At 29.0% G+C, this 6155-nt stretch carries 6 protein-coding genes; 1 reads left to right on the forward strand and 5 read right to left on the reverse strand.

Features of this window, described 5'->3' with window-relative positions:
* On the forward strand, positions 1-671 hold a 671-nt coding region (locus tag Q0625_RS00005), incomplete at its 5' end, for a TraM recognition domain-containing protein (RefSeq protein WP_298822818.1).
* Positions 672-673: 2 nt separating this feature from the next.
* Here the strand turns inward: Q0625_RS00005 and Q0625_RS00010 are convergent.
* From Q0625_RS00010 to Q0625_RS00030, 5 genes are all read right to left on the reverse strand, one after another.
* On the reverse strand, positions 674-1396 hold the full coding sequence (locus Q0625_RS00010; RefSeq protein WP_298822820.1) for a hypothetical protein: 723 nt from the start codon (positions 1394-1396) through the stop codon (positions 674-676).
* A 187-nt stretch (positions 1397-1583) separates the two neighbouring features.
* On the reverse strand, positions 1584-2939 hold the full coding sequence (locus Q0625_RS00015; protein WP_298822822.1) for a hypothetical protein: 1356 nt from the start codon (positions 2937-2939) through the stop codon (positions 1584-1586).
* Between the two features lie 5 nt (positions 2940-2944).
* On the reverse strand, positions 2945-3796 hold the full coding sequence (locus Q0625_RS00020) for a hypothetical protein (protein WP_298822824.1): 852 nt from the start codon (positions 3794-3796) through the stop codon (positions 2945-2947).
* A 2-nt stretch (positions 3797-3798) separates the two neighbouring features.
* Positions 3799-4341, reverse strand: a complete 543-nt coding sequence (locus tag Q0625_RS00025; RefSeq protein WP_298822826.1) for a hypothetical protein — start codon at positions 4339-4341, stop codon at positions 3799-3801.
* Between the two features lie 10 nt (positions 4342-4351).
* A complete protein-coding gene (locus Q0625_RS00030) occupies positions 4352-5980 on the reverse strand; it encodes a DUF2235 domain-containing protein (RefSeq protein WP_298822827.1) in 1629 nt (542 codons plus the stop codon).
* Between the last annotated feature and the right edge of the window lie 175 nt (positions 5981-6155).

A 6155-nucleotide genomic window follows, 5' to 3' on the forward strand; every position in this document is an offset into this window, starting at 1 on the left:
TCATCAACAAGAAAGGACAGCTCAAATCCTCTGTGATTATTGACGAGTTGCCTACGATTTATTTCAGAGGCTTAGATAACCTGATAGCTACTGCCCGAAGCAATAAAGTAGCCGTTTGTTTAGGATTCCAAGATTACTCACAGCTTACTCGTGATTATGGCGATAAGGAAAGCAAGGTAATACAAAATACAGTGGGGAATATCTTTAGCGGACAAGTAGTAGGGGAAACAGCGAAAACACTCTCAGAGCGGTTTGGAAAGGTATTGCAGAAAAGGCAATCTACTACTATCAACCGCAATGATACCTCTACCTCCATATCTACACAATTGGATAGTTTGATTCCAGCTAGCAAAATATCCAATCTCACCCAAGGAATGTTTGTAGGAGCCGTTTCTGATAATTTTGACGAGCGTATCGATCAGAAGATATTCCACGCTCAGATAATAGTGGATAATGAGAAAGTAGCTGCTGAGACCAAAGCCTACCAGAAAATACCTCAAATTCTTTCCTTTGAAGATGAAAACGGAGAAGACCAAATGCAACAACAAATCCAAGCCAATTACAAGCAAGTAAAAACCGATATCATCCAACTCATTACCGATGAGCTCACCCGTATTGAAAATGACCCTGAATTAGCGCATTTGATAAAGAAAGAAGAGGGAGGGGAGTGATTTCACAGTATGATAGGGAGTCCTTCTTTTTTGCGTTTTTTATTATCCATTTTGTCGCTTTCTTCACGTAGATTATCAATGTGATGATAGGTGAATTTATCCAATGAAAAATTCTTGTATTTATAAGTCTTTTCATATTGATGGTGTCCCCACGATTCAATATAAATACTGTCTATACAATATTGAGAATTTACATAGATTTTTGAACCAAAATAATTATTACCTGACATATCTACATTTATTATAAATCCATTTTTATAAGTTGATAATGAATGAACACTATGATAATGAACAGAATATAAAACTTGTTTATAGATTTTATACTTAGTGTTATCATTGCCCTTTTTTATCAAAAGTAACCATTCATACTCTCTGTTAGGAAGGCAATTTGTTGCTCCAAGTGTAGAATAATAAGGTCTTAATATAGCAATACTATCATTATTGGGAGTTTTTATAGCTTCATCAATTTCATAAAAAGTAGAGATATAAAGATTAAATTTTTTTTGGTAATTAGAATATCTGTAAAAATCTTCCTTACAATCATAATCTTTTGGAGTTATAATTGTATCATGCTTATCATTTGATTTAACTTTTTTAGTTGCAAGAATAAGTTTCTTGTGGGTATTGTTATCTAATTTTATTATTTGAGAATTCTTTTTGCTTATAAAAATAATAGCCAAAACTATAAAAGCAATACTTACTAAAATAAAAAAAACATTTTTCATAAATTAAGAATATTTACAATTATTGGTATTTTGACAAAAGTATAGCCTTTCTTTTTATATTTATAAAAATATCTTATATAAAAAAGAAAATACATTTACCCCCCTTTAAAAAAACATCTAAAATCTTAAATGGTAGATTCAACTAATAAAGGTAACTTTTTAGTAGACTGCAATAGTTTTTACAAAATCAAAATATTTTCCAAAAAATAGTTCCTGATTTAAACCCTGTAGCCTCAAGGTGGAAATATCGTGTTTTAGTTGTATTTTTGATTGCTTTAAAATAATTTGAGTTATTTTCAATTGTTCCCTCAGAGACAGCCTTTTCTTTATAGTTTTCTTTAAAAATATCGCTTATTACAGCATTTTTATTAACTTTATTAATGTTATCTGGTATAGCCCAAAAATCCATAGATTCTTTCAAGATATTAGCATCAATAGTAACGGAAAAATATTCCTTAAATTTATTATGGCCTAATTCTTTTTTTACTCCATTTTTATCTTTTATTTCAGAGAAAAAATCCAATCCATCCCAAAAAAAAGCATTATGTGTGGGATCTTTGTGCTCTAGGTATACATCAATTAATCCATATCTTACATACTCATACAAGATGGGAAAACTTCCTGTTGGCAGTAAATTTAACTTATCTTTCTTTTTAATTGTTGAGTAAGTATCCTTTTTTAATAATTCATTTATAGTTTTAGCCCCATAATTAACTGGTTTTCCTCCTCTTTGTACTGCATTATTAATCGTATGAGCACACCATAAAGCCGATTCTTTATTAGTAGTAGCTGAGACTTCTTTGTATATAATATAAGCATTATTACAAAATTCTTTATGTGATATAGGGTTTCCGTTTTCTTTTAACAAATAGTTTTCTCTATTTACAATACCCCACTTACCTTCTTTCTTAGCTTCTTCATATTTTTTCTCATTTGCAATATATACTCGTTGGCTATTTTCATTACCTCCTAAAAACTTGCCTCCTGCTGTATAATATACATATTCTATATTGTTAGGTATGGTAATTTGCATTCTACCACAACAAATTTTTTCTTTACTATCTTTAGTTTTTTGTGCGTAAAAATTAATAAAAAAAGATATAGATTGTTTATTTGAATTTATATCAACAGAAAGTTTTAAATTCTTTTCATAAGAAATCTCTTCATTATTAGGATTTTCTTCATTAGTTATTTTTACTGAAATTTCTTTCTCATAATTTTTAGGCTCAATTTCAGTTGTAATATATCCTACATCATTATGAACACAATTTTTACTACCTTTGGATGCAGTTATTGAAAGATTTATTTTTTTATTAGGTGTTGTAAGAACAAAAATATGATAATTTCTATTCTTTTCATCTAATTTTTCAGAGATATTTTTAGCTATTTCTGTCCTACTTCTTTCCAAAGTATCTTCTAAATGAGCCTCATTATACCCCTTATCTATGCATTTTACTATAGGTAAAAAATCATTTTCTGTAAGCCCTAATTTAGCAATTACTTCTTGTTTAGTTTCTTCTAATATTATACGTATACCTCCCATAGTACTTATTTTTTAGCTTCAATAGCTTTTAATTTTATTTTTTCTGTTTTAGGATTCTTAAAAGTGTATCCTTTAAGAATATCATCCTTTAAACGCTCTCCATTATATTCAAAGTCCATTTCATTATCATATAAGTCAAAATTAGCTTTTTTACCCTCAAGTTTATTTCCTTCAATGACTAAATACATCTCTTGTCCTATTTTTCGTTTGTCTATTTTATTTCCTTCAAGATCTGTATAATAAACCTCTATAATTTGAGGTTTAGGCATATATTCTGGCAAGGGCATTCCTGTAGTATCTATATTTTCAGGAACATTTATTTGTCCTGAGTCTATAAACTCTATTTTACCACTTTCAATAGGAGCATTGGCAGGAGGCATTTTGCCTGTACCCATAATAGTAGATTTCTTTATTAGAGCTAAGTTATCTTGAAATTTAACCGTTCCAACATCTTGCCATTGTGTTAGAGTCAATAGCTGAAATCCATCCATAAATGTAAAGTTAGCAGGGCTTTTTTCTATTTCAGTACCTATAGTTTTACTTTGGATGGTAGGGGTTTTATTTAAAACTTTAAAAGTACCTATATGAGGGCCAAACTTTACTTTAGCTCCATCTATTACAAAAAGCTGGTCTTGTTTAGATTTTAATTCTTTTTGTTGAGAAGCTTTTATAGGTTTCATTTCCTCACTTCCTTTGGATAATTCTCTTTCTATTTCACGTTTTTCTTGAATTTCAGGAGAAATTTTTCCAATAGCAATAATATCGGATTCTTCCCTTTCTTTTTCCTCTCGTATCTTATTGTTTTTTTTTAAGTTTTCAATATATTTTTGTTTCTTATTGCCAAATAACCAACTCATAATTATTGTTTTTTCTTAATTAAAATTTCATACCTTAAATCTGTATCTATACAACTTGTCTCTTTTAGAGTATTGTCCTGATAGAATATAGACTGCATATTATCTTTTGCTTTCAAAAAGACACCATATACCGAATGTTGGTATACAAAATCTAACAATAAATCAGTATTATTAATAATTTTGTCAATTTGTTGAAAATATTCTTCAATGTAAACTCCTTTATTTTCAACAAGGAGTTCTGTTTTAAGCTTATTCCAATTTTCTTTTAAAGTATCTTGATTTCGTACTTTCTGAGACTTTATTTCAGTGCACTCAGTGTCATAATACTCTATTTCTAAGATAATTTCATTAAAAAGAAAAGAAATTGCTTTTTTAAACAAGGAAATATCTTCTTCATTTATTCCATAGTTATAATTTAAAGCTAAGAAATGAAATATTACTTTCTTTTCAAGAAAAAATTCCCTTATTCTTACGTTTCGAATATATTTACTTCCTGTTTTTATAAAGAAAGTAATAAATGAATAGATATTATTTTTACTTTTCATACTTCATCTATTAGCCTGGAATTTCTATTCTTTTTCTATCTTCAGCAGGTTTATTGGGTTCTACAAAGGGATATTTAAAATTTTCCCCTCCTGCATTTTCATAACTAGCAGACTGATGCAAATATCTATGCCGAAGGTTTTTTAATAAATTTTGTTTCTTTCCTGATTTGAAAGTCCAATCTTCTTTTACTTTACTATCTTTTTGTATAAATGTCTTTAACTCAAATATATTTTTTATTCCATTCTCCATCTGAGTTAATTCTTTAAAAGTAGTACTTTCTAAATATGTTTTCACTTTTTTTAAAGTATCTTCACTTTCAATATTATATGTATTTTCAATATTTAGAAAACAAATCTTCTCTTCTTCAATTAAAAAAGAAGCATATTTAGACATCCATAACAAAGGAAGGTAGCTATATTCTCCCATTACAATTCTTGTTCCTATAAGTTCATTTTGGGCAGGATAAGTAAAATCTTTCAGCTCTAATTCTCCTTCTGAATACCACCCTTCTTTGATCATTTCTTGTTTAAGATTTTTTAAGTCTTTAAAATGTGTCAAATTTTGGCCAAGTATTACCTTTTCATATAGATTCACCCCATCACAATCATAACTTCCTCCTACATCAGAGTGGGCTCCTGGCAAATTTTTCTCAATTGCTTTGGAATGAGATAATCGAGTTAGGGAGAAGTATTCACGAATTTCATCTAATGCTGTAAAATGAATTGCCAACATTGGATCACCTATTTCATTTAGATGTAATAAATGAATATTTTTTTTAAAATCAGGAATATGTATTTTTGGAGGATTAGGATTCCCTACTGTAATATATTCAGGATCGTAAGAAGCTACAGTATCATATAATCCAGCAAAACGTATATTTATTTTTAAATTCTCTACTATTTTTTTATTTAATAACTTCCCTAAAAATATTTTGAACTCACTTTTTTCTGCTTCTACAACAGAAACCGACCAATAAGTAGTATTATCTACTCTCATTTCTTTTTCTATTGTCTCTAAATGCTTGTCGTGAGATATCTGAAATAAAAAATGTCTTGCCGCTGTTGCTCCTCTACTAAAGCCAAAAACATCAATTGTAATTTCTATATTTTTATAAGTGTCTCCTCCTATCATATTTTTATCAATAGAATTTTTAATTCTCATTGCTAATTCTTTACTTCCCTTCCTCACTTTTTCGATCAGTCCATATACACCAATAGCAAGTGAAATACCAGGATTACTTTCATCATTTTTTAAGTCTCCAGTTCCTACGCCCTCTATATAGATGGCATAATCATTTCTTTCAGAATTAAGGTACATACGAGCAACATTAGTATGATCATTCCCATAACTAACATCTTTTTCACCTTTCTTATATGCATCTCTGAGATCTTTACGTGTGTATTTATGTGTAGAGTCCTCTTTTTCAGGATAGTCTTCCCAAATGCGATATATTTCTTTCTTTCCTCGCTTGCTTAATGTTTTATTATGAAATTTTTTCTCATAAATTGCGTATTTTCGAGCATCAGTATTATACAAGTTATTGGCTGTTCCATCAAAAAACAGACCAAACTCCAATTTTAAATCTTCTTGTTTTACTTTTTTAGAAGTACCATCATTATATACATAGGTTTTTCCCATAATATTATATCAATTTTATTATTGCCACTCTTCAATTTCATTAATTCGCAAATCTACATTACAAATCCAAACTTCTCTTTCTCCTACTTTTAAACATATATTAGCATCTGTTTTTGTATTATTTACCTCTATGATCAAATTACCAACTTCATTCTCTTGCCCTTTAAAGGCTTTT

This window comes from uncultured Capnocytophaga sp. (assembly GCF_938029845.1).
Lineage (GTDB): Bacteria > Bacteroidota > Bacteroidia > Flavobacteriales > Flavobacteriaceae > Capnocytophaga.